This is a genomic window from Clostridium hydrogenum, assembly GCF_021432385.1.
Classification (GTDB): Bacteria; Bacillota; Clostridia; order Clostridiales; family Clostridiaceae; genus Clostridium_S; species Clostridium_S hydrogenum.
This window is the reverse complement of sequence record NZ_JAEACT010000002.1, coordinates 424,882-449,937: the sequence shown is the minus strand read 5'-3', so window position 1 is coordinate 449,937 and position 25,056 is coordinate 424,882. Positions and strand designations below refer to the sequence as shown.

Genomic DNA, 25,056 nt, shown 5'->3' with positions numbered 1-25,056 from the left:
ACAATTGGTAAATTATGTTGACTACATTATTTTGCTTTGCTAAGATGGTTAAAGATAAACCACCTGAAACTTAGTATTTATATAACAAATATTTAGGAGGTTTTTTTATGAATTATGATATAATTATTGTTGGGGCAGGAGCCAGTGGGATTTTTGCTGCATATGAACTTGTAAAGATTAATTCAAATTTAAAGATATTGATGATAGAAAAAGGTCACAGTTTAGATAAGAGAATTTGCCCTATAGATGGTAAAAAAATAAAAACATGTATTCAATGCCCAATTTGTAATATAATGAATGGATATGGTGGAGCAGGAAGTTTGTCAGATGGTAAATACAATATAACAAATAACTTTGGCGGAGAACTATATAAATATCTAGGATATAATGAGGCATTAGAATTAATGAATTATGTTGATAAAGTTTTATGTAGCATGGGAGGAGAAGATGCTAAACTTTATTCAACAAATAATTCTAATCTTAAGAGTAAGGCTTTACAGCATGATTTACATTTACTTGATGCAAAGGTAAGGCATTTAGGAACAGATAGAAATGTAGTTATAATGGGTAACATTTTTAAATATTTAAATGAAAGAATAGAAATAATTTTTGATACAGAGGTAAAGGATGTAATTAATAAAAACGATGGATTTGAGGTGGCAACTGATAAAGAAACATATAATTCAAAAAAATTAATATTAGCAACGGGGCGTTCTGGATCAAAATGGATTTCCAAAGTGTGTTCTAAACTTAAAATAAGAACAGAAAGCAATAGAGTTGATATTGGTGTACGTGTAGAATTGCCAGCAGAGGTATTTGAGCACATAACTGATAAGGTATATGAAAGTAAAATAATATATAAGACAAAAAAATATGGAGATATGGTTAGAACCTTTTGTATGAATCCTCACGGAGAAGTGGTAACTGAAAATACAAATGGGATAATAACCGTAAACGGGCATAGTTATTCAAATCCAGAACTTCTTACTAGTAATACTAACTTTGCACTTCTTGTATCCAACCGGTTTACGGAACCTTTTAAAAATAGTAATGAATATGGAGAGTCCATAGCTAGACTTAGTAATATGCTTGGTGGAGGAGTTATTGTTCAAAGATTTGGTGACTTAGTTAATGGAAGAAGAAGCAATGAAAGAAGAATGGAGAAAAGTTTTACTATACCAACTTTAAAAGCGACTCCAGGCGATTTAGCTCTTGTAATACCTAAGAGGCAACTCGATGATATTATAGAAATGATTTATGCATTAAACAATATAGCGCCTGGTACAGCTAATGAGGATACACTTCTTTATGGTGTTGAAGTTAAGTTTTATAATTCAAAAGTAGAGGTAGATTCCAATCTTGAAACAGTTATTAAAGGCTTGTATATACTTGGAGACGGTTCTGGAGTTACACATTCTCTATCACAAGCAGCTGCAAGTGGAGTTTATGTTGGAAGGCTACTTGCAAAGATTAAAGAATAATTTTAAGAAAATTTTAAGAATTGTATTAACTGAATATAAGAATTATGATATATACTATATTGTGCATTGATTATAATAAGTTTGGTTAAAATATAAGTTAGGCAAGAAGGGCAGGTGAAGCAAAATGAAAATTTTAATTACGACAGATACGTATTATCCTATGATAAATGGAGTTGTTATTTCTATTAATAACTTATACAAACAGTTAAAAGCGGCGGGGAATGATGTTAAAATACTTGCTTTATCTTATGATGGTAAACAGCATGTAGAGGGAGATGTATATTATTTAAATTCTAGATTTGTAAGAGTATATCCTCAAGCTAAAATTATAAGGCCCTTTGGAAATAAAATAATAAGGCAATTAATAGAGTGGGGTCCAGATATTATACATTCTCAAACAGAGTTTTCTACTATGATTGTGGCAAAATACATAAAGAGAAAGCTAAATATACCACAAATACACACCTATCACACTATGTATGAAGACTATCTGCAGTATTTTTTAAAGGGAAAAGTTATAGGAAAGGGCACTATGTCTAGATTAATAAAGCTACTGTTTAATACCTTTGATGAAATAATAGCACCAACTGAAAAAGTTAAGGAGTCCTTGAGCAGTTATGGGATACGAACAGGTATAAAAATAGCACCAACGGGAATTGATATAAACAAATTTAGTAAGAATTTAACTTTGGAAGAAAAGGAATCAATTCTAAATAAATATGGGTTAACCCTTGCTGATGATATAATTATTTATGTTGGAAGAATAGCAGAGGAAAAAAATATAGATGAAGTAATTAAATTGTTTAAAGAAGTATTAAAACCCATGCCTAAGCTTAAGCTGTTAATTGTAGGTGGGGGGCCATATATTTCTAATCTTAAAGAACTTGTTGCAGAACTTCAAATACAAGATAGTGTTAAATTCACAGGAATGATTGATGTTGAAGAAGTTCAAAAATACTATAAACTTGGAATTGCTTTTGTTACAGCATCTAAAAGTGAATCTCAAGGACTTACGTATATTGAATCTCTTGCAAGTGGTTGTCCAGTTATATGCAAATGGGATTTGTGTATAAAGGATTTAGTCATTAACGGTGAAACTGGGTACACATATGATAATAAGGAACAGTTCGTTTTTGAAATACAAAAAATAGTATCTGATAAAGGGGTAAGAGAGACTATAAGTGCTAATGCAATTGAAAAGTCTAAATTGTATTCAACAGAAAACTTTGGAAAAAGGGTTCTTGAAATTTATAATGAAGTCCTTAATGAAAAAAAAGATGATGATCACAGTTCTCACTTGTTACGAACAATATTTGGATAAATATAATAAATATTCGATTTTTTGTTGAAAACTAAAGACAAAACGACTTTTTTATGGTATATTTATTTGTGGTAAACTTTGAGTAAAATAATCTTTTGTTATGAAAGTGAGGAATTGTTATGTCAGCATTTATAGTTTTAGGTGCCCAATGGGGAGACGAAGGAAAAGGTAAGATGACAGATTATCTTGCAGAAGGAGCTGACGTGGTTGTTAGGTTTCAAGGTGGAAATAATGCAGGTCATACTGTTGAAGTAGGTGATAAACAATATAAATTGCACCTTATACCATCTGGAATATTATATAAAAATAAATTAAATGTTATAGGAAATGGAGTAGTTTTAGATCCTAAAGCTCTATTTGAAGAAATTGAATATTTAAAGGGTGTAGGAGTTGAAGTTGCTCCTGACCAATTAGTTATAAGTGATAGAACTCACCTTATAATGCCTTATCATAGAGCATTAGATGGTGCAAATGAAAAATTAAGAGGTAAAAAAGATATTGGAACTACAGGAAAGGGAATAGGCCCTTGCTATACAGATAAAGCAGAAAGATCAGGAATAAGAGTTTGTGATCTTATGCATCCTGAAGTGTTTAAGGAAAAATTAAAATCAAATTTAGAAATAAAGAATGCTATATTAACAAAAGTGTATGGTATTGAAGAATTTGATTATGATAAAATGTGTGAAGAGTACCTTGCATATGGGGAAAAAATGAAAGCATATGTTAAAGATACTTCTGTTATTGTGTATAATGAAATTAAAAGTGGTAAGAATGTGCTTTTTGAAGGAGCGCAAGGTAACCTTTTAGATATAGATTATGGAACTTATCCATATGTTACATCATCAAATACTATAGGCGGTGGTGTATGTCCAGGAACAGGAATAGGACCAAACATGATTAATAGTGCAGTTGGAATTGCAAAAGCATATACAACTAGAGTAGGAAAAGGCCCTTTCCCAACTGAATTATTTGATGAAATGGGAGATCATATAAGAGAAGTAGGACATGAATACGGTGTTACAACTGGAAGAGCTAGAAGATGTGGATGGCTAGATGTAGTTATATTAAAGCAAGCTGCAAGAGTTTCAGGACTTACAAGCTTTGCAATGACTAAAATAGATACATTAGCTGGAATTGATAAAGTTAAAATGTGCGTAGGTTATGATTTTAACGGTAAAATAATAGATTACATTCCTGCAAGCCTTGAAGATTTAGCTTTATGTAAACCAGTGTATGAAGAATTTGACGGATGGGGCGAGGAAGTAGCAGAGGCTAGAAGTTACGACAAGCTTCCTGAAAACGCTAAAAAATATTTAAAAAGAATTGAGGAACTTACTGATACCAAGATATCTATTGTTTCAGTAGGACCTAAGAGAGACCAGACAATGAACGTAACAGATATTTAAATCAATTCACAATTCACAATGAAGGAAGATTTTTTATAGCTTTAGCGGAGAAAAGTAAGAAATCATTGTGAATTGTGAACTATGCATTGTGAATTGAACCAAATAGGTTTTGACATATTGAAAAACTTAGGTATAATATAATCATCAATAAAAGAAAAGAGGTTGTGTATTATGAGTATAACTAAGGATATGACTATAGGTGAAACTATAAGACAATACCCAGATGCTGCTCAAGTTTTAATGAGTTTTGGAATGGGCTGCGTTGCTTGTCCTTCAGCTCAAGGTGAAACTATAGAAGAAGCTGCAATGGTTCATGGAATAAACGTAGACGAATTAATGAACGCATTAAATAAATAATCAGTAAAATATTTTGATTATATGTAAAATAAGGTTATAGATGGCATTTGCTCATTTATAATTTGGTGACTTGTAATAAAGTTACTTTAAAATAAGCATTATTAATGTTATAATTAAACATTAATGGTGCTTATTTTTATATTTGAGGTGATTGAAGTTGGAAAGAGTTATAACTGATAAAGAGTATAATATTCATTTTTATGAGGTGAATTATAAGAAAAGGGCTAATATTACATCTATAATGAATTATTTAGGGGATATAGCTACTTATCAAAGTGAAAAACTTGGTGTAGGTATGAATTACTTAATGGACAATAAAATTGCTTGGGTTGTTTATAAATGGGATGTTCACATGGACAAGTATCCTGAGTATAATGATACGATAACAGTGAGAACTTGTCCTTATTCTATAAGAAAATTTTATGCATATAGAAAATTTGAAATATTTAACAAAGGTGAAAAAATAGGAGAAGCAAATTCTCTTTGGTTTTTAATCAACACAGAAAAAAGAAAACCCTGCAGAGTTAATGAAGAAATTTATACAGCATACGGACTTACAAAAGATGATGATACTCAGCTTGAGTTTGAGAAATTATCTGTACCTGAAAAAATAGATTTTGAGAAGAAATTTAATGTTAGATATAGTGACATAGATACAAATATGCATGTAAATAATGTTAAATATGTATCTTGGGCTCTTGAGAATGTTCCATTAGAAGTAGTGACAAACTGTAGTATTTCAGACATAAAAGTAATTTATGAAAAAGAAGTTTCATACGGTGAAAAAATAACTGTTGAAACGGAAATGGACGAAACGGAAGACGGATATACTTTTAAGAATGTAATAAAAAATGCAGAAGGTGAAAAACTTACTCTTATAAAGGTAATACTTACAAAGGCTTAAGGTGATTCAGAGTAAGGAGTACAGAAGATAAGAAGGACTTGCCTTAAGCGGCTGCTTAGGTAAGTCTTAAGCTTTGAGTTTTTTGTATAGTTTTTCAATAAAGCTAAAAATTAACAATAGTACTGCTTCTAAAAAAATAAATATAAAAGAAAATCCGCCGCATCCATCGTAATTTGATAAGTAGATAAAGGCATAGGCTATAACTGAGATGATTATGAATAATAAGATCATATATTTCATTATAGTTTTTTTTAGGCGGATTCTAAAATTTTTATAACGTAGTACAAAACAAGAGATAGTAATATTGATATTATAAATAGCATTTCAGTGATATTCATAGGCATACACCTCAACATATTTGTTGTAAAAAATATACTTATATAAAATATTATATTTAATTTGTATAGTGTTGTAAATAAAAGTTTTTGGTTTTAATATTACATAAACAGTTAATGATTTAGAAATGTGACAAGATTGCATTAAACTATAATGATAAATGCTTATACATAGCAAATATGATTTTTATAGAAAGGGAGAATATAATCATGAATCAGAAGGATAGAATGTTAGCAGGTTTGCCATATAAAGCTTGGTTAGACGGATTAGAGGAAGAACGAATAGAGAATAAAAAGAAAATATATGAGTATAATTGCTGTAGACCAGAAGAAAGCCAGAAAATTGACAATTTAATAAGAGATATTCTTGGTAAAGCGGGGGCAAAAGTTCATATTGAAGCGCCTTTTCATTGTGATTATGGAAAAAATATTGAGATTGGAGATTATTTCTTCGCTAATTATAACTGTACAATTTTAGATGTTGGAAAGGTAGTTATAGGAGACAATGTGCAATTTGCACCAAATGTTTCTTTATATACGGCTGGACATCCAATACATCCGGATTCGAGAAACTCTGGATATGAGTATGGGATTGGTATAACAATAGGCGATAATGTTTGGCTTGGTGGAAATGTTGTTGTAAATCCTGGAGTTCATATTGGAAATAATGCTGTTATAGGTTCAGGAAGTGTTGTTACTAAAGATATTCCTGATAATGTAATAGCAGTAGGAAACCCTTGCAAAGTTGTTCGAGAAATTACCGAAGAAGACCGTAAATACTATTATAAAAACTATGAATTTGATGTAGATGATTATAAGTAATCTTTATTTAGAGTACAGATGACAGAGTACAGAGTACAGTGAAGGATACACTTGCTAGGGGTTTGGGCGTAAGCCCATGTAGGTTCTTTAACTTAGTAGATGCACTGTCAATAGTAGTACAATAAAACTTTGTATATTAATAATCCTTGCTACAGAAAATCTTAAAACTTATTTTTTGATTGCTTACGCAATCTCGGTCCTAATGCTGTTCAGCGAAGCTGACAACATTTAAGTTTGAGATTTGCCTGACGTAAGGAAGGTAAATCATCCTTAACTGTACTCTGTCATCTGTAATCTGTACTCTGCTTTAATTGTCCCGCTATATAGCCAGAGCTCCATGCCCATTGAAGATTAAATCCGCCGCAGTCTCCATCAACATCTAGAATCTCACCGCAAAAATATAAACCTGGAACTAATTTAGATTCAAATGTTTTTTCGTTGATTTCCTTTGTATTTACGCCACCTGCTGTGACCTGTGAGTTGTCAAAGGAATTTGTACCAATTACTTCAAAATTCCATTCCTTTAGTAATTTAAACAAATTATTTTTTTCATTCCAAGCTAGTTCGTAACATGGTTTATGAATATCTAGTATTCCTGCTTCTTTTAAAATTACTGGTATGATTTTTTTATGTATTATACCAATAAGTGAATCAAATACACTCCTATAGCTAAATGCTCCAAAGTGATTTTCAAAAAATTCAATTACGTCACAATCCTTGATATTTGGAAGTATATCTATTTCAAGGTTAACATTTTTCTTTGATGCAGTATTTAAAGAAGCTATTCTGCTTAGTTGTAGTATAGGAGGACCTGATATACCGTAATCTGTAAATAAAATTTCGCCAAATTCAGTTCTCTTTACTTTGTTATCAACTAAAATTTTAGTATTTGCATCAAATCTTATACCGGATAATGCTTTAAGGCTTTTATGGTTTAATTTAAGCTGAACAAGAGCAGGAAATGGATTTATTATGCTGTGACCTAAATCAGAGGCTATGGATAGACCTAGACCATCAGAACCACTTTTAGGGGCTGACTTTCCTCCAGAAGCTAAAATAACCTTATCACATTCATATATATCATCATTTGAGCATATAAGCTTAAAGACATTTTTTTCTTTTTTAATTTTAATTACTTTTGAATCTGTATATATAGGTATTCCTCTGTCTTCAAGTGCAAGTCTGAGAATATCAAGTACAGAAGATGCTTGAAGTGACATAGGATACATTTTGCCACCATCAAGTGTTTCTAGAGGAAGCCCTAGCATATTAAAAAAATTTATAGTATCATCTTTGCTAAAGGTATTTAAAGCAAAATCAAAAAAGTTCTTATTATCACTGTGATATCTAGTTTCATTTACATTGTTGTTTGTTATATTACATCTGCCATTACCAGTCATTAAAATTTTTTTGCCTATTCTGTCATTTCTTTCAAGTATACTGACATCATGGCCGGAATCTTTAGCCGATATAGCTGCCATTATTCCAGCTGCACCACCACCAATTATTATGACTTTCATTTATATCGCTCCCTACTATAATTATATAAAGCCAGTTTAATGTTATTATATTTTACAGCAAAACTGAGAATAAAGCTATAGGCAGAGATAAACTGCTTGAAACTTGAAAATTGCAAGTTCCAAGTTTATCCTGACAAATTACAATTTAACTCAGAGTACAAAGTACAAAGTACAGAGTACAAAGAATGATAATTTACCTTTCGATTTTCTCAGGTAAATCTTAAACTAAAATGGTGTCAGCTTCGCTGAGCGCCATTGATGGCGCGATTGCGCAGCAATAAAAAAATAAGTTTTCAGATTTTTCGTAGTGCTAACGGAGAAAAATCCTCCTTCGTTGTACTCTGTGCTCTGTACTCCGTACTCTGTGTTAAATTGTAATAATCTCAAGTATTAAAAGACGTGAAAATAAAAAAGACTGGAGAGCAGTGCTATCTCTCCAGTCTTTTTTATAAATTATGCTACGCTTTCTTCAGATTCCTTAGAAGCAAGTTGACCTTTAATTTTATTTCTAAAGGCTTGTATTAAGAAACCGCCTATAAGGAAGACAAACATAAATGTTAATAGTATTGAGATGTTGTGCATCAAATCAGAGTGGTTTATTCCACTAAGTATCATTCTCACTACTCTAACAGTGTAAGTCATAGGTATAAATTCTCCAACTACTCTATAGAAGGTTGGTGCTGTTTCTATAGGGAATGTACCACCGCATGCGGATAATTGTAATATCAATAGAACAAAGGAAATAGGTGTTGCCATAACTCCAAAGCCTGATGATAAGCCGTACATTACACTAAAGAAAACTATAGAAGTAAATATATTATTTAGATACAAGTAAGGTAATTTTACAGCATCTAAGCCTAAACCAGCGCTTAATGAAAATGCTAATATTGTAGCTTGTACTGTTACTAAAATTACTCCAGTTATAAATTTTCCAATGAAGCTGTTAAAGAATTTGCTTTCAGTTAACTTTAATTTATCGATTAAAGTTAAAACAAGGTTTATAAACATTGCGCCTAACCATAATGAAAGTGAAATAAAGTAAGGAGCAAGTCCTTCACCGTATTTTTTAACATTATTTATAGATTGATCACTTAATTTAACTGGATCAGAAACAAAGTTTGACATTGCTGTTGAAGTAAATTTTAAGTTGTCATTAAGCTTTGTATATCCATCATTTAGTCCAGTTTTTAATTTTGTAGTTCCATCATTTAAAGTTCCAAGGCTAGTGTTTAAAGTTTTAGCTCCATCGTTTAATTGCCCAAGGCCATTTGCTAGTGTTCCTGTGCTTGAAGCTGCTGTTCCTAAACCACTTGTAAGTGAAGTGCTTCCAGTATATGCTGAAGTTAATCCGTTGTAAACTTTAGAACTTCCAGCTTGAAGAGTAGTTGCACCTGCAAGTAACTTATCAACACCACTTGCTGCAGCAGCTTGAGTTTGGCTAACTGTGTTTGCTGCTTGCTTAACGCCAGCTGCAACTGGTGCAGTTCCCTTAGCTCTTAAGGCTGATGCTTTTTGAGCATATTGGTCGAGAGCAGTATCGCTTTCGCTTAATGGCTTAGCTATATTTGTTTTTATATCCTGTTCTTGTATCACACTAAGGTAATGCTGTGCTGTAGCCATATCATCAGAAGCTTTTCCTGTATCGCCTGCTTTTAAATCTGCTGTTGCTTGAGTCATGTAAGTATTAGCAGCAGTAACTAAATCTGCAACTTGAGTAATTCCATTAGCGGCTTTATCCATGTTGTCTTTAAAAGGTTTTGCATTATTGGTAAGTGAAGCTGCAAGAGTGTTCATACTATCATCTGTAGACTGCGCACCAGAAACCAATTGGTTCATGCTACTTCCACCTGATGAAAGACTTACTTTAAAGGTGTTTAACCCACCTATTAAAGTTCCAGTACCATCAACTATTTGCTTTTGTCCATCAACAAGTTGGCTTAAACCATTTTGAAGTTGAGATGAACCTGTTGCAGCAGTGTCTAATCCGGTTTTAAGCTTTCCAGCACCATCATAAGCAGCGCCTATACCTGTAGAGAGTGTTCCACTTCCGTCTAATAACTTTTGAGTTCCATCTTGAATTTTATTTTGTGCATCACTAGCATCTTTTAAGGAATCCTTCACATCATATAATTTATCAACTAAAACCTTTGAAGTTTCTTTTGAGATGTTATTTGTTAGTTGGTTTTGAATGCTTTCAGCACCCTTTAGTGAAAGTTGAGAGAATATGAAGTTTCTTCCCTTGTTAGCTCTATATATTATTTGTGGTTTTTGAAAATCACCACTTGTTGAATTGGCTAGCTTTTTAGAAAAATCTTTAGGGACTACTATCATAGCATAATAAGATGTACTATCTACACCGTCTTTAGCTTTATTGTAACTTACAAATTCCCATTTAAATGAATCATTATCTTTGAGTTTGTTCTCTAAATCTTTTCCGTACGTATAACTTTTGCCATCCTTATTATAAGATTCATCAAGATTAACAAATGCTACAGGTACCTTTTTTAAACTTCCATATGGATCCCAAAAGGCTCCTAAATAGAAAAGTGAATACATCATAGGAATAAACATGATTGCGAAAGTAACTATGGCGATAATCTTCCATAAGAAACTTTTATTGAATTTTGGATTATTTAACTCCATAAAATTCCTCCTCTCTTTCTTTTTTTATTTTTGTACTTACTGGTCAGTATAAAAATAACACAATTCAACTAATTTTGCACTAGGAGATAATTGTAAAGAAAACGTTAGCAGAAGCTAAAACATAGTATTTAAGCCAACTTAATAAAATTTTTAATTTTTTTTTACATTTTAATCATAGTGAATTAGCTTTTAGTAAATTTTCAAATTCATTAGCTGGAAGTGGGGGACTAAATATGTAACCTTGTATTTTGGGGCAATTTTGGGACTTTAAAAATTCCCACTGCTCTCTAGTTTCTACGCCTTCAGCAATAACATCTATATTTAAGTTAGTACTTACTGCGAGTATACTTGAAACAATAGTTTTACTATTGGAGTCTTTACCTATATTTTCGACAAAACTTTTATCAATCTTTAAAGTATCAATGGGGAATTTTGTTAGGTAACTTAAGGAAGAATAACCAGTTCCAAAATCATCAATAGAAATCTTAATATTTAACTTTTTTAAAGCTTCTAATTTTTTTATTGCATCAAATTCATTTTCTATTGCTATTGTTTCTGTAATTTCTAAGTCAAGATATTCTGGCAATAAATCTGCACTCTGTAAAGTTTTGTATACAGTTTCTACAAAATTTTCTTGTTTAAATTGATGAGGAGAAACATTTACTCCAATTTTAAAAGGCATAAGTCCTTTATTTTGCCAGTCTTTAACTTGTTTGCATGCAGTTTCAAGTACCCAAGCCCCCAAGATATCTATTAAACCTGTTTCTTCTGCTACTGGAATAAAATCAACGGGTGATATTATTCCATGTTTAGGGTGAATCCACCTTATTAATGCTTCAGCACCTATGAGTTGCTCGGATTCCATAGAAATCTGTGGCTGATAGTATAATTTAAATTCATTATTAGTTATTGCATGGCGAAGTTCTTGTTCCACAAGTAATTTCTTGGAATTTAATTTGTCTATATTGAAATTGTAAAATTCATAAGTGTTTTTACCGAGAGCTTTTGAAGAATACATAGCTAAATCAGCATGTTTCATTAAAGTTTCAAGGGTATCGCCATGCACAGGGTAGAGTGCAATACCTATACTGCAAGTTATGTAGGTAAAATGATTGTTAAGTGATATTGGTTTAGATAAATAGCTTAGTATTTTTTTCGAAATTGTATTGACTTCATCTATTGATTCAATATCTTTAATTACAATAGCAAATTCATCGCCACCTTGCCTTGAAATGAAACAATTTGGATTTAAACATTTGTTTAAGCGTATCGAAATTTCTTTAAGTAAGGTGTCACCTACATCATGACCTAGAGTATCATTTATAATTTTAAATCTGTCCAAATCTAAGAATAATAGAGCGAATTGCTTGTTATTTCTTTTTGAAAAATAAATTATTCTTTTTAAAGTGTTCTCAAATAATCTTCTATTAGCAAGTCCTGTGAGTTGGTCATGAAAAGCCATATTTGAAAGAGCTTTAGTTCGTTCAAATACTTTTGACTCTAAATTACTATTAAGTTCTTGAAGGCTTAATATTAGTTTTTTATTTTGAAAAATTATGATAATATGTCTGACTATAACCAAAAGTGTACTTATTTCAAAAAAGGCTTGTATAATTTTGTCTTCAGTTAATAAATTTAATATAAATAGTATTATTAGACTCACTAAAGGGATAATATTTACTGAACGTATGGAATAGTTACTTTGATGCTTGCTTATTTTAGCAAAATTTTTTGTTGTATCAATTAACTGCATGTACTCAATACCAGATAATCCAATTATAAGAAAGCATGCAGCCCACAAGGGGTCAATTAAATTTCCAGTAAAATATTTATTATTTATGGACAAAAAAGAATAAACTAAATTTGCTATAGATAATATAAAAAAGGCTAAAGAAATAAGTGCAATAGGTTTTTTTTCAATATCGTCTTTTTTTAAAGATAGAAGAAGGCTTGCTAGCACAATCAAAGCAATTAAATCGCCTATTGGATAAACGGTATATTCTAAAAGTAAAAATAAACTGTAATTTCGGAATAGTGGAATGATGGCATAAACTAGTATAATAGCTGTAAATAAGCACAGAACAGTCAGTATGTCTATAATCAGAGTAATAAGCCAATATATATCCCTTTTTTTATAAGTTATAAGAATGGCTGCACATATGTAGAAGATTCCATGCAAAAAGCCTCCAAATAAGCTATATTGAAAAATAGGATTAGTATGTTTTTCTATTATCTCTTGGTAATCCCAAACTATTTGTGAAATAAAATATAAGCTGCAGCCAATTGATAAAAGTATCCAGAAATATTTTCTTGAATCTGATACCTTTTGAGAAGTTTTTATTAGTATGAATACAGTTATTGCTAAAGCTATAGTTTGAAAAATATCTGGGATAGCTATGACATATGTATGAGTTAATTTTTCAAAAAATAAAAATAAGTAAAAAAGTACTATGTATATTGATGAAAGAATCACATATAATAATTTTATTGATTTATTCATATATAAGATATCCCCCCTAAATATGTACTATATTTATATAATATTCTAAAAGGTCAAAATATAAAATAGTAAAAATAAAAAAGTGTAATAAAAAGATGCTATTTGTAAAATAATAAAATAAAATAGATGAGTAAGTGATTTGATTTGCAAATAAATTTCTAGAAAGACAGGTGTTATGTAACTACTGAAATTAAGCGGTTTTGGAGGTGATAAAGGTTAATAAAATTGACGCCTAAAACAAAATTAATAAATTAAAATAAAAAAAAATTAAAAAATGTGTTGACAGATGATAATTTTTTTTGTATTATATTACTTGTCGGTGCGCGAGACACGCAAGCGACAAAAGAATATGGCCCGTTGGTCAAGCGGTTAAGACACCACCCTTTCACGGTGGTATCATGGGTTCGAGTCCCGTACGGGTCACCAATATTTCATTGTGGGCGTTTAGCTCAGCTGGGAGAGCATCTGCCTTACAAGCAGAGGGTCACAGGTTCGAGCCCTGTAATGCCCACCACAATGCGGCTTGGTAGCTCAGCTGGTTAGAGTGCTGGCCTGTCACGCCAGAGGTCGAGGGTTCGATCCCCTTCCAAGTCGCCAAAATTAAATATTATGCTGGCATAGCTCAATTGGTAGAGCAACTGACTTGTAATCAGTAGGTTGAGGGTTCAATTCCTTCTGCCAGCACCAAATATGGCCCGTTGGTCAAGCGGTTAAGACACCACCCTTTCACGGTGGTATCATGGGTTCGAGTCCCGTACGGGTCACCATATTTTATTGTGGGCGTTTAGCTCAGCTGGGAGAGCATCTGCCTTACAAGCAGAGGGTCACAGGTTCGAGCCCTGTAATGCCCACCACAATTATGGCTTGGTAGCTCAGCTGGTTAGAGTGCTGGCCTGTCACGCCAGAGGTCGAGGGTTCGATCCCCTTCCAAGTCGCCATAATTAAATATCAAGCTGGCATAGCTCAATTGGTAGAGCAACTGACTTGTAATCAGTAGGTTGAGGGTTCAATTCCTTCTGCCAGCACCAAAGTTCCTTAGATTTTTCTAAGGAATTTTTGTTTTTTGTAAAAAGAATGTTAAGAAGCCAAAGGCAAATTATACTTCCTTGTACTCTGCTATAAAAATTGTAATTTAACAGGAGGGATTTGGTATTAGTAATTTCAATCTTCCATGGTGTTTATCGATATACAATTTGCATTAGAGCAGTGGAATGAACTTAATTTTTGTAGTATTATTTAAAAAAATATATAGGCTATATTGTGAATATCTGAAGTGTTTTTTATTACAAAATTCCGTAGGCACGGAGGAATTTTTTCCTTAATACCAGTTTAGGTGAAGCAATAGTATTGAAGAGACGATTTAAATAAAATTTTATAAATCTTAGGGGTTAATTGTTAAAAGACTTAGAGTTTTCAATTGTTTGAACGAATAGCGAGTTATTGAAAACTCTTAGGATTTTAATAATTAACCCCTTAGATTTATTAATTTTATTTAATGGCTCTTCAATATTATTGCTTCACCTAGTCTTTCATCCTGTTTAAGTTTTTCTTTACCCTTATGTCGTCTCCATAAAATTTACATAAGGTAAAGTCGCCAAATAGTCGTGAAGTCATTCTTTCTGAATATATCCTAGAAAGCTCTTCCAAGGTTAAATTTGATGAAATAATCATTTTTTTATTTAGAAGAATTTTTTTGTTTAATAAATTAAAAATCTCTGTTTTAGAAAAATCATTTATTTGTTCTGTGCCAAGATCATCAATAATAAGCAAATCACAATTTACAATTAAATCTTCTAATGTTGAATCGCCATCAAAGCGTATTTTTTTTAAAGAATGAATTAAATCGTCAGAGGTTTTATACATAACAAGATGACCTTTATCTAATAAATCTTTTGCAATACACTGGCATAAAAAAGTTTTACCTGTTCCGGAGCTGCCATAAAAAAGGAAGTTTTCTGAAGAAGCATCAAAATTACTTACAAAATTAATGGCTTTAGCGAAAATTTTTTCAATATTTTTTCGTGGACTTTCTGGTTCAGTTGGATTTTTTCTTGTTGAATAAAAATTTATATCAAAGTTATCAAAGTTATTAAGTTTTAACAAAGATTTTAACTCTGAATCATCATAGTAAAATTTAATTAAATACTTTTTATAGCAGGAACATTTTTGAGTTCCTATGTAACCAGTGTCTTTACATTTAGGACATCTATATTTTAAAGTTAAATAGTCAATTGGGTAACCGTTAGCGGATAACATTTCAGATCGTTCTATTCTAAGTTCTGTAATTTGATTTTTTAAGGTTTTAATGTATGTATCTCTATCTTGTTTAATATCTTTAAACATGCTTAAAGACAATTCTATTGAAAGCTTACCTATTTTATTATCCAAGGATATTACTGCTGGTAGTTTAGTGTTTATTTCTTCTTTTCTTGTTTTTAAATCGGCTTCTTCCTTTTCACGTATTCGAGAATACATTTTTTCGATTTCTTCAGCATATTTTTTAATCATTATTATCCCATCCTAATAATTTTTTTTCTAAATCATCAAAATCGTAATTTCTTTGCTCATAATTATTAAAGTTTCCTTTTGCAATATTTGGTTTATTTGGTTTGAAAGTTGATTTCCTTAAATCCTTAGTATCTATATCAGTTACAGTTTTAATGCCTGCTTTAAACCAATTTGTTAAAATGGCATCTATATATTTGAAGTCGGCTTTATTTATCCTTTCAAAGCATATGTCACAAGCTTTAAATATTACATCAACAGTAAAGTTGTATGAATTTATCCATTTTTCAAGGAGTTGTTCTTGAGGTTTCATTATTTCTGCATCCTTGATTCCAAGGTAATTTAAGATTTTCCTAATTTTAATCCATTTATCTTCATGCTTTTTAATATAAGTTTGAGCATCATCTATAGATTTAATGTTTGAATCATGCCAAGCAAATGCTATTTTTTCAATATACCTGTAATCAGTTTTACCCTTAGATACACAATATTGAATTAGAAGAAGAATGATTTCTGGTGAAAAATTAAAGTCGTTTTGCCAACCTATATATAATGTCATTTCTTTAGGTGAAAGAGTTCTTCCAAGAAGTTTTTCAATATCTTGAAGCATGCCCTTTATAGCATTTTTATCTAGTTCATTTAATAAATCAATATTTTCGGCTTTTTCTTCTGAATCTTCGGTTATATCTAAAAATTGTATACTGAAATTACCCATATTATCTAAAGGAATTAGTTTAACCACATTTTCATCATTCCAATAATTCCAAGCATTTATTACATCAGTTTCAAGTAGATGAAGGATTGAAGCCATCATGGATGAATTTATACCGGGCTCATCGGACATGCAATACTTAAGACCTAAAAGATATACTTTCACATATTCTCCTCTTGCGTTTGGCATATATTTTTCAATAAATATATTGTTAACTGGTGTAACGTTATTTTTTTTAGTTTTAAACATGAAAGTACTAATAGTATCGCAACCTTTCATAAAAGATATTATATACCTATATTATAATATAAACTGCAAATATAACAATACAGTTATAAAATCAAAAAATTTAATGTATAGCGAAAATAATAAAAAGTAGCAGTAGTTTATAAGATTAAAGGTTAAATCTAAGTAATATTTGTCGAAATAAAGGACACATTTGTTGCAATTTGTAATATATACATATAAAGTATTAAGTAGGGAGGTGGGCAAATTGATAAAAAAATTGTCTTTTAAAACAAAATTATTATTTAGCATATTACCAACGGCTATAGCCGGAATGCTTGTGTTGAGCTATGTTGCTTTTGCTAAATTTAATACCACTATTGAAGATCAGCTTATAGAAAGTAAAACAGAAAGTACAAGCAAAATGTCAGATAATATAGACACATGGCTTAATGGTAAGTTGCTTGAAGTAAGAGAAGCATCAGTGACGCCTACGGCAAAGAATATAACATCAGATTTAGGAGCATTTAATCAATTTAATTTACAACGTATGAAATATTATAATGAAAAGTACCCTAATGAATATGATGATGCAGGTGGAGGCTTGTTTGATAATAGCGGTGTTATGAGTGTTGCATATGGTGATCAGTTAAAAGTAGTAAATAATAAAGTAAAACCGTGGTATCAAGCACTTATGGCTGGAAATGAATATGTCATATCCAATCCAGTAATTTCAAAAGGTAGTGGAAGAACACTTGTTGTAATAGGTGTACCAATAAAAGATGACAATTCGAAATCTGTTGGTTTTACAGTTTCGGCAGTCAATTTAGCTTATATCCAAAATAAGGTGCAGGCTTTTAAGTATGGCAACAAAGGATATAGTCTTCTAATAAGTAGTGATGGCACTATTTTAGTTGACCCTGATAAGAGTTTAGTAATGAAAAAGAAAATCTCTGAAGTTAAAGATGAAACACAAAAAGCACTTGGCACTGAAATGTTAAAGGGAAAATCAGGTGTTTATAGATTTACAAAAGGTAATGAAAAATACATAGCTTTTTACAATAAAATTGATTCATCTGGTTGGAGAGTAGCAAGTGTAGTTAATGAAAATGAATTATTTGCTCCAGCTAGAGAGTTGATGCATACATTAATTCTTATAACAATTCTTATTGCGGTTATTTTTTCATTAATAATTTTATTTGTAGCTAAAAAACTTACAAATCCGCTTTCTGAATTATCAACTTTTTCAGCTCAAATTGCAGCTGGAAATCTTACTGGAAAAATTCAAGTGAAAAATCATGATGAAGTTGGAAAAGTCGCTCATAGTTTGAATGATACTGTAGACAAATTAAAAGAAATGATTGGCAATATAGATGGTTATACAAAGGAAGTTAAAAGTTTATCTAAAGATTTAACTTTGACAACTTCAGATAGTATACATCTAACAAATGAAGTTGCTAGGTGCATGCAGGAGACATCTGATGCGTCGATAAAACAAGCTGAAAATGCTACAGAAGCATCTAAAGCAACGGAAGAACTTTCATTAGAAATAAATGATGTGCTTAAGCAATGTGAAAACATGATGAAATTGGTTGAGGTATGCAAGGAAGCTAATAATCGTGGCGCAGTGGGAATTAAAGAAACTATTGAAAGTATCAGAAGTATAGAGAAAACAAATGATATAAATGTTCAAGAGGTGAAAAATCTGCATGAGCATTCTAAAAAAATAGGTCAGATTGTTGATGTGATAGGTAGTATAGCTAGTCAAACTGATTTACTAGCACTTAATGCGTCGATTGAGGCTGCGAGAGCTGGTGAACATGGTAAGGGTTTTGCTGTAGTTGCAAATGAAGTTAAAAATCTAGCTGAACAATCAGGTGAAGCTGTAAAGGAAATAATAGAACTTATAAAAGGAATTGAAGATCAAGTTGAAACAATAGTTAATTCTATGAAGGATAGTACAAGTAATGTAAATAATGGCGTTAATGTTGCTGGGAAAGTCGAAAAAAACTTTGCTGAAATAGAAAACTCATTTTCCGAGGTTATTTCAAGTGTAAATATGGTTCTTTCTTCATCAAACAATATGGATAAAAAGTCAAAAGCAACACTTGATAATGTAACTAGTGTTGCGGCAATAACAGAAGAAAATTCAGCAGCATCAGAAGAAGTTTTAGCATCTATGGAACAAAATACAGCTAGTATGCATGAAATTAATGGAGCAGCAGAAAAATTAGATGGATTTGTTGTAAAGCTAAAAGAAGCAGTAGATAAATTTAAGTATTAAAATAAATTTTATAAAGAGATATAATATAGGTATACAACTTGGAATATTGAAATTGCAAATACCAAGCTTATCCTGGAAAACTGGGATTTAAAAGCCAGAGTACAAAGTACAGAGTACAGAGTACAGTGAAGGATGATTTTTCTACGCGGGCGTAGAAAAATCTTAAAACTTATTTTTTATTGCTTACGCAATGCCACTGGTATTCAGCGAAGCTGATACAGTTAAGTTTAAGATTTACCTGAGCATCGTGAAAGGTAAATCATCCTTCACTGTACTCTGTACTCCGTCATCTGTACTCTGCTCTACAAATTCTAGTTTAACAGAATACATTTGGCATTAGCAATTTTAATTTTTTAAATTGTCTATCTACGTAGGAGGTGGGTAAAAGTGAAAGCTGAAATATTATGTGTAGGAACAGAAATTTTACTTGGAGATATTTTAAACACAAATACTCAATTTTTATCGAGGGAATTAGCGAATATGGGTTTTTCGGTTTATCATCAAGCAGTAGTAGGTGATAATGTCGATAGACTTAAGGATGAATTTAAGCTTGCTATTGAGAGAGCGGATATTGTCATAACGACAGGAGGACTTGGACCAACTGATGATGACTTAACTAAGGAAACTGCCGCAGAGTACTTTAATAAAAAGCTTGTTTTTGATGAGGAATCTTATGATTTTATAGTAAAATACTTTGAAAAACTAGGTGTACCATTAAGTAATAATAATAAGAAGCAAGCGTATTTTCCAGAAAGCTGCACAATACTTAAAAATGATCATGGTACAGCACCAGGTTGTGTTATTGATGAAAAGGGCAAGTGTGTAATTATGCTTCCTGGACCACCAAGAGAAGTTGTACCGATGTTTAAAAATTATGTTGTACCTTACTTAAAGAAATATCAAGAAGGTGTGCTTGTTTCAAAAGTCCTTAGAGTTTCTGGAATAGGGGAAGGGAGTGCAGCTGAAAAAATCAAGGATATAATGGATAAGCAAATAAATCCAACTATTGCGCCATATGCAAAAGAAAATGAAGTAACCTTCAGAATAACAGCAAAGGCAGATAGTGAAGAAGAAGCATTAAAACTAATTGAACCTATGGAAAGGGAAGTTCGTGATAGATTAGGGGACAATGTTTATGGGGTAGGTGATACATCTCTTGAGGAAGTTTTAGGCAAGCTTCTTATTGATAAAAAACTTACCATAGCAACGGCAGAATCATGTACAGGAGGGCTTCTTGCAGGTAGACTTGTAAATTATCCTGGTATCTCTGAAGTTTTTATGCAGGGAGCTGTAACCTATAGCAATGAAGCAAAGATGCAAAGACTAGGAGTGAAAAAAGAAACTTTAGATAAGTTTGGAGCGGTTAGCAGCGAAACAGCAGCAGAAATGGCTGAGGGAATTGCTAAAACATCCAATACAAACATAGGGATTTCAACAACTGGCATAGCTGGACCAGGCGGTGGAACAGAAGAAAAACCTGTTGGACTTGTATATGTTGGCTTATATGTAAATGGAGTTGTAAAAACAAGAAAGCTTAATATACCGGGGGATAGGCAGAAAGTTAGAAATAGAGTTGTAAATAAAGCACTTGACTGGATCAGAAGAGAAATAATGATTTTATGATTAATAATCGCATGTATTGGATAAAATACTTGCGAGGTGAAATTCATGTTTAACAGACTAAAAGGATTTTTAATAGGAAAACCGTTAAAATCGGAAGAGATTCATGGTCAAAAATTTGGCGTAATTAGTGGATTACCCACATTAGCAAGTGATGCTATATCGTCTGTGGCTTATGCAGGTGAGGAAATACTGTGGGTACTTGTACCTATAATTGGACTTTTATCTTATAAATATATGTTCTACGTATCAGTGGCAATAATTATACTTTTAGCTTTGTTGGTCTTTTCATATAGGCAAACCATAGATAGTTATCCAAATGGTGGTGGAGCATATATTGTTGCAAAAGATAATCTTGGGACAATACCCGGACTTGCAGCAGGTGGGGCACTTATAATAGATTACATATTGACGGTAGCAGTTAGTGCTAGTGCTGGAACAGCAGCAATAACTTCTGCTATTAGTTCGTTACTGCCGCATAAGGTAACAATAACTATAATATTAATTTTAATTATGGCAGTGGGTAACTTAAGAGGTATAAGTGAATCAGCTAAAATATTTAGTATACCAACATATTTATTTATTTTTTCAGTATTGTTTTTAATAATATATGGTATTATTAAAGTTAAGATTTTTGGGTATACTCCTCAAAACTTTCAAACTACACTTAAAGCCAGTGGTGATATTACTGCAATGCTCATGCTTAGAGCTTTTGCAGGTGGATGTACGGCACTTACGGGTGTAGAAGCTGTAAGTAATGGGATACCTAATTTTGCAAAGCCTGCGCAGAAAAATGCTAAAACTGTGCTTTTCCTTTTATCAGCTCTTGTTGCAATAATATTTGGAGGTATGGCTTATTTAATAACATTATATAATGCGGTACCTAATCTTCAAAAGACAGTAATATCTCAAGTTGCGTTTCAAGTGTTTGGGAATGGTTTTATGTTTTATTTGATTCAATTTGCAACAACTTTAATACTTATTATGGCTGTTAATACTTCATTTTCGGATATGCCTCTTTTACTTTCTGTAATTGCAAAAGATGGCTATGCGCCAAGACAGTTTACAAAACGTGGAGATAGGCTAAGTTATTCAAATGGGATAATTTTATTAAGTGCAAGTGCATCACTTTTAACTATAATATTTCAAGGAGAAACTCATTATTTACTTCCATTATATGCGGTTGGTGTTTTCATCTCATTTACGCTATCTCAAGTGGGAATGGTAGTAAGGTGGGTAAAAATACGTGAAAGTGGATGGTTCCATAAAGCTTGCATAAATGGGCTTGGAGCAGTAATGACCTTTATAACAGTTATTATAATTGGATATACTAAGTTTATTCACGGCGCATGGATTGTGTGTTTAATTATACCAATAACTGTTGCAGGTATGCTTAAGATAAAAAAGCATTATAATGAAACAGCGAACCAGCTTAGTATGGAGAATGTTGATTTCCCTAAGTGCGATGCAGAAAAAGCAAGGCATTTTATTGTTCCTATAGCTGGATTAAATAAGTCGGTTATAAAGACTATTAATTATGCAAGGTGTTTATCAAATGATATAGTTGCTTTTCATGTGTCTTTTGATGAAGGTGAAACTGAGAAGCTTAAAGAGAAGTGGGAAGCTTATAAAATTGATGTGCCACTTGTAATAAGAGAGTCACCATATAGAAATATAGAAGAGCCTTTGATGGAATATATACATTCTGTAGAGCATCCTTCAGATAAAGATGATGTAGTTACGGTAGTTATGCCTCAATTTGTTGTGAAAAAGTGGTGGGGAAATATACTACATAATCAAACTGCATTGTTTTTAAAAAATGTTTTGCTTCAGGATGATAAGGTTACAATAATAACTGTGCCGTATGGAATCTAAAATTATTGTGAAGTAAGAGCATTCTGGAACATTAAATGGCATCAATAAATCTAAGAGGAATATTTTTAAAAGCCTAAGAACTTTCAATAACTCACTATCGTTCAGACAATTGAAAGTTCTAAGGCTTTTGAAAATATTTCTCTAAGATTTATAAGATGCCATTTAAATCGTTCCAAAACGCTCTTACTTCACAATTACAGTGTTTTAAGGAAAAAATTCCTCCGTGCCTACGGAATTTTGGTGCAATGCAAAAATAGTTTTTAAATTGTTATAATTACCGTTTTAAATTAAAAAATAATTATATATTGTGAAATAAAGATGTATTTGATTTTGCACTACACTTTAATTCGCAATATTTATTATTTGCGTATAAAATAATTTTACTGAGACAGCTACTTTCTCTATTTTAAAGGTATTGTAAATTTTGAATTGTAATTTATAAAATCTAAATTTTCAACTCTAATTTGATAAATTTTGTTTTTAGTTAAATTACTATATTCCAGTGTGAATTTATATTTATTGGCAGATATTTTTTCTATGTGAGGTTGAAATTTAGCCTCTGGATTTAGCCCTATAAGGTACGTGTGAGTTATTTGCATTTGAGGAAAAGTTCCTTCAGCAATACCTTGGATAGTAATTTTATCGGCCGAATTAGTGATTCCTGTTATGGTTATACTTCCGTTGTTACCCTGACTAGCTTTAAAAGGAAGTTTTGAGTTTAGTGGAATTAATGTGTCCTTTGATGTATTGCCGGAATTTCCTCCTGCGGGGTAAGACACAACTGTTAGGTATTTTGGAATCCCATTTGCTTTTGTAAGATATTTTGTATATTCATAATTAGTAAAAGGACTTTTTGATGATTCCCCGCATTTTTCTAATATTTCGTTCCCTTTGTCATCTAGAATTATCCAGCTTGATGGACCTAAATCTTTATTACTATCAAATATGATTGTTGTGTTTATTGGTGTTAGAGAAACCTTCTTTATTTTTATGGAGGCGTTCTTTAATTTTACATTAAGATTTGGTGTAAATGAATGAGTCTCTTTATTTAAAGCTTCTCTAGAAACTATAAATTTAAAATCCCAATTGCCTTTTACACCTAAAAGTGAATCGAAAGACATATCAAATTTAAATTTATTTGGAAAGTATGATTTTCCTGCCATATCTATGCTAAATGTACCAATGTAAGTGTTAGCATTTGTAACGTTATCTGCGCCGCCCCCGCCAGAATTTATAGGAATGCCGTTTATTTTAAACGAAGGCATAAATCCTGGGAGTTTTTCAGTATCTATTGTTTTGTCGCTTTTTATTGTATATCCTATTATAATAGAGTTTTCATCGCAAACAACACTGTTTATTGTGAAAGAGTTACCATTAAAGGTTACGGTTTTATCTACTACCTCTGAATACTTTTCATATTCACCTTGGTCCCCATAGTAATTTAAGGTTTGGACTATTGGGTTTAAACCTGGAATTTGTGATGCAAAAGATGGATTCATGTAGCCAATTCCAGTAATACATATTAAGGCTGCAGCAGCACTGGCAGCAAAGATTTTTAATTTCTTAAACTTATTTGTTTTTATCTTATCTTTTAAGTTATTTTTAAGTTTTTTCTTTTGAATATCATTCATATTTATTTCAACATTATCAAATTCATGCTCATCTATATTAACATTATTAAAAGCTCTAAATATATCTTTTTCACCCATTTAAATAACCTCCTCATTAACTTTAATAAGTTTACTCTTCAATAACTTTCTCCCTCTAGAAAGTCTATTATCTACTGCAGCCCTTGTTAAACTTAAACTTTCAGCTATTGAATCAATATCTTCATTAAGAAAATATCTTTTTATGAATATATATTTATCAGGTTTTTTCATTTCATTTATTGCAGATAATATCTCGTTTCTTTTTTCTTTTAATATAAAAGCATTTTCAATATTCTCACCAGAAGCAAGATTTAAATCATCTATGTCTGTGTAATCACAATGCTTCATAAGCTTTCTTTTATAATCAATGGCTTTAAATTTTGCAATTGTCATAATCCATGTTTTAAAAGAACCTTTTTCTGTATCAAAACAATCTATGTTGTCCCAGATAGCCATAAAAACATCGCTTGTACATTCTTCTACAGAATTTACGCCATGGTTTTCAAATATAATACTGTATACAACTTTGTATAGAAGATTGCTATAGATATCAACTATATAATCCATAGCTTTAGGGTTTTTGTTTTTAAGTTGCTTTATAAAATTTTTATCATCAATTTTCAATTTACAATCTCCTTTCCGGGATCCCTCTATATATTAATTCGTCCTAATTGATTAATTTCTATCATAGTAAATAGAAAAATTTTAATTGTGTATGTATAAATGCTATTTTGGAAATTGTTTATATAAAAACACACAATGTTTTAATGAATTGATAAAAAATATTTGACTTCATTGATAAATTGATATATATTATATACATGGATATGTTAATCCAATAAAAATTCCCCCGAGTTTTTAATTAATATATCAAAATTATTAAGAGAAACATACTAC

At 31.3% G+C, this 25,056-nt stretch carries 16 protein-coding genes and 8 tRNA genes; 17 read left to right on the top strand and 7 right to left on the bottom strand.

What is annotated here, in order from left to right:
- The first annotated feature begins 107 nt into the window (after positions 1-107).
- From CUEA01_RS02100 to CUEA01_RS02075, 6 genes are all read left to right on the top strand, one after another.
- Positions 108-1,481 carry an NAD(P)/FAD-dependent oxidoreductase gene (locus CUEA01_RS02100; protein WP_234117476.1) on the top strand — a complete coding sequence of 458 codons (1,374 nt, stop codon included), beginning with the start codon at positions 108-110 and terminating at the stop codon, positions 1,479-1,481.
- A 124-nt stretch (positions 1,482-1,605) separates the two neighbouring features.
- The gene (locus CUEA01_RS02095; protein WP_234117475.1) at positions 1,606-2,802 is read left to right on the top strand and encodes a glycosyltransferase family 4 protein; all 1,197 of its coding nucleotides are present in this window, start codon (positions 1,606-1,608) and stop codon (positions 2,800-2,802) included.
- A 119-nt stretch (positions 2,803-2,921) separates the two neighbouring features.
- A complete protein-coding gene (locus CUEA01_RS02090) occupies positions 2,922-4,208 on the top strand; it encodes an adenylosuccinate synthase (RefSeq protein ID WP_234117474.1) in 1,287 nt (428 codons plus the stop codon).
- A gap of 171 nt (positions 4,209-4,379) precedes the next feature.
- Positions 4,380-4,565, top strand: a complete 186-nt coding sequence (locus tag CUEA01_RS02085) for a DUF1858 domain-containing protein (protein ID WP_234117473.1) — start codon at positions 4,380-4,382, stop codon at positions 4,563-4,565.
- 157 nt (positions 4,566-4,722) lie between these two features.
- Positions 4,723-5,469 (top strand): acyl-[acyl-carrier-protein] thioesterase, encoded by a 747-nt coding sequence (locus CUEA01_RS02080; protein ID WP_234117472.1) that lies wholly within the window; start codon positions 4,723-4,725, stop codon positions 5,467-5,469.
- Between the two features lie 545 nt (positions 5,470-6,014).
- Entirely contained in the window at positions 6,015-6,626 is a 612-nt protein-coding gene (locus tag CUEA01_RS02075) for a sugar O-acetyltransferase (protein ID WP_234117471.1), read from the top strand.
- Positions 6,627-6,910: 284 nt separating this feature from the next.
- Here the strand turns inward: CUEA01_RS02075 and CUEA01_RS02070 are convergent, their stop codons facing one another.
- The 3 genes from CUEA01_RS02070 to CUEA01_RS02060 all read right to left on the bottom strand — a co-directional run bounded on the left by CUEA01_RS02070 (position 6,911) and on the right by CUEA01_RS02060 (position 13,289).
- The gene (locus CUEA01_RS02070) at positions 6,911-8,146 is read right to left on the bottom strand and encodes a BaiN/RdsA family NAD(P)/FAD-dependent oxidoreductase (protein WP_234117470.1); all 1,236 of its coding nucleotides are present in this window, start codon (positions 8,144-8,146) and stop codon (positions 6,911-6,913) included.
- Between the two features lie 453 nt (positions 8,147-8,599).
- Positions 8,600-10,789 (bottom strand): YhgE/Pip domain-containing protein, encoded by a 2,190-nt coding sequence (locus tag CUEA01_RS02065; protein ID WP_234117469.1) that lies wholly within the window; start codon positions 10,787-10,789, stop codon positions 8,600-8,602.
- Positions 10,790-10,961: 172 nt separating this feature from the next.
- Positions 10,962-13,289, bottom strand: coding sequence for a putative bifunctional diguanylate cyclase/phosphodiesterase (locus CUEA01_RS02060; RefSeq protein ID WP_234117468.1), 2,328 nt, complete (start codon positions 13,287-13,289; stop codon positions 10,962-10,964).
- 351 nt (positions 13,290-13,640) lie between these two features.
- On the opposite strand from CUEA01_RS02060, the gene CUEA01_RS02055 reads away from it, so the two are divergent.
- From CUEA01_RS02055 to CUEA01_RS02020, 8 genes are all read left to right on the top strand, one after another.
- Positions 13,641-13,715 (top strand) — tRNA-Glu (locus CUEA01_RS02055).
- Between the two features lie 12 nt (positions 13,716-13,727).
- Positions 13,728-13,803 (top strand) — tRNA-Val (locus CUEA01_RS02050).
- Between the two features lie 6 nt (positions 13,804-13,809).
- Positions 13,810-13,886 (top strand) — tRNA-Asp (locus CUEA01_RS02045).
- 14 nt (positions 13,887-13,900) lie between these two features.
- A tRNA-Thr gene (locus tag CUEA01_RS02040) sits at positions 13,901-13,976 on the top strand.
- Between the two features lie 5 nt (positions 13,977-13,981).
- Positions 13,982-14,056 (top strand) — tRNA-Glu (locus tag CUEA01_RS02035).
- An 11-nt stretch (positions 14,057-14,067) separates the two neighbouring features.
- Positions 14,068-14,143, top strand: a tRNA-Val gene (locus tag CUEA01_RS02030).
- Positions 14,144-14,150: 7 nt separating this feature from the next.
- Positions 14,151-14,227 (top strand) — tRNA-Asp (locus CUEA01_RS02025).
- 14 nt (positions 14,228-14,241) lie between these two features.
- Positions 14,242-14,317, top strand: a tRNA-Thr gene (locus tag CUEA01_RS02020).
- Between the two features lie 493 nt (positions 14,318-14,810).
- On the opposite strand, the gene CUEA01_RS02015 is transcribed toward CUEA01_RS02020, so the two are convergent.
- Both CUEA01_RS02015 and CUEA01_RS02010 read right to left on the bottom strand, forming a co-directional pair.
- Complete coding sequence (locus CUEA01_RS02015) at positions 14,811-15,797, bottom strand: ATP-binding protein (protein WP_234117467.1); 987 nt, start codon at positions 15,795-15,797, stop codon at positions 14,811-14,813.
- Complete coding sequence (locus tag CUEA01_RS02010; protein ID WP_234122106.1) at positions 15,790-16,767, bottom strand: DnaD domain protein; 978 nt, start codon at positions 16,765-16,767, stop codon at positions 15,790-15,792. The genes CUEA01_RS02015 and CUEA01_RS02010 overlap by 8 nt, the downstream gene beginning before the upstream one ends.
- Before the next feature lie 223 nt (positions 16,768-16,990).
- On the opposite strand from CUEA01_RS02010, the gene CUEA01_RS02005 reads away from it, so the two are divergent.
- The 3 genes from CUEA01_RS02005 to CUEA01_RS01995 all read left to right on the top strand — a co-directional run bounded on the left by CUEA01_RS02005 (position 16,991) and on the right by CUEA01_RS01995 (position 22,510).
- Entirely contained in the window at positions 16,991-19,015 is a 2,025-nt protein-coding gene (locus tag CUEA01_RS02005) for a methyl-accepting chemotaxis protein (RefSeq protein WP_456237146.1), read from the top strand.
- 387 nt (positions 19,016-19,402) lie between these two features.
- Positions 19,403-20,638: a competence/damage-inducible protein A gene (locus CUEA01_RS02000; protein WP_234117466.1), complete on the top strand. Its 1,236-nt coding sequence runs from the start codon at positions 19,403-19,405 to the stop codon at positions 20,636-20,638.
- A 45-nt stretch (positions 20,639-20,683) separates the two neighbouring features.
- Positions 20,684-22,510 carry an APC family permease gene (locus tag CUEA01_RS01995; protein ID WP_234117465.1) on the top strand — a complete coding sequence of 609 codons (1,827 nt, stop codon included), beginning with the start codon at positions 20,684-20,686 and terminating at the stop codon, positions 22,508-22,510.
- 401 nt (positions 22,511-22,911) lie between these two features.
- On the opposite strand, the gene CUEA01_RS01990 is transcribed toward CUEA01_RS01995, so the two are convergent.
- Positions 22,912-24,219, bottom strand: a complete 1,308-nt coding sequence (locus CUEA01_RS01990; RefSeq protein ID WP_234117464.1) for a DUF4179 domain-containing protein — start codon at positions 24,217-24,219, stop codon at positions 22,912-22,914.
- Entirely contained in the window at positions 24,220-24,783 is a 564-nt protein-coding gene (locus CUEA01_RS01985; RefSeq protein WP_234117463.1) for a sigma-70 family RNA polymerase sigma factor, read from the bottom strand.
- Positions 24,784-25,056: the final 273 nt, after the last annotated feature.